Origin of the sequence: Vibrio sp. 1727 (assembly GCF_033344415.1) — a bacterium.
GTDB lineage: Bacteria > Pseudomonadota > Gammaproteobacteria > Enterobacterales > Vibrionaceae > Vibrio > Vibrio alginolyticus.
On record NZ_JAWPOT010000397.1, the window covers coordinates 1 to 627 of the forward strand.

At 44.7% G+C, this 627-nt stretch carries 1 protein-coding gene; it reads left to right on the forward strand.

Annotated features, from left to right (window positions below; translation table 11 throughout):
- The coding region (locus R8O10_RS25965) for a calcium-binding protein (protein WP_318192063.1) at window positions 1-501 on the forward strand (501 nt) is incomplete at its 5' end.
- Window positions 502-627 lie beyond the last annotated feature (126 nt).

A 627-nucleotide genomic window follows, 5' to 3' on the forward strand; every position in this document is an offset into this window, starting at 1 on the left:
GGTTTTGGGAATGACTTCATCTCAGGTGGTCTAGGTAATGATTCATTGTTCGGTGGATGCGGTGATGACGTTATTTTCGACTATTCAGGCAACAACTTCCTCAGTGGGGGCTGGGGTAACGATACGCTTGTGGTCGGCGATGGCGAGTCAGTGTTGAGCGGGGGCTGTGGTGACGACACATTTGTCTTTACCAACCGTCTGGCGATTGGCGTTCCTGATCAACCGGTATCCTCCAATGACATTGAGATAGAAGCCGATGTTCTCGACTTTAATATTTTCCACGACAAACTGGTCTTTGATTTGGGTAAAGATACAGATGGTGATGGCATTCGCGATACTTTCTTAGATTCGGCGGATGATCTGACCCTTAGCTACAACGAATGTGGTTGGGCAGTATTCTCTAACGAAGAATACAACGTAGAAGTCACGCTAAATGGCGTTAATTCAGCTTACATAAACTATGCTGAACACCACGGTATCGACATTTTCGAATTCGCATAAGCCATCTTTACTCGGCGTAAACACTGCTCAAGTATAAATAATGAAAAAGGAGGCTGATAGCCTCCTTTTGTTTATGTTGGTATTTCAACTTATTCGAATGGTGATGGATCACCAGAACCAATTCGC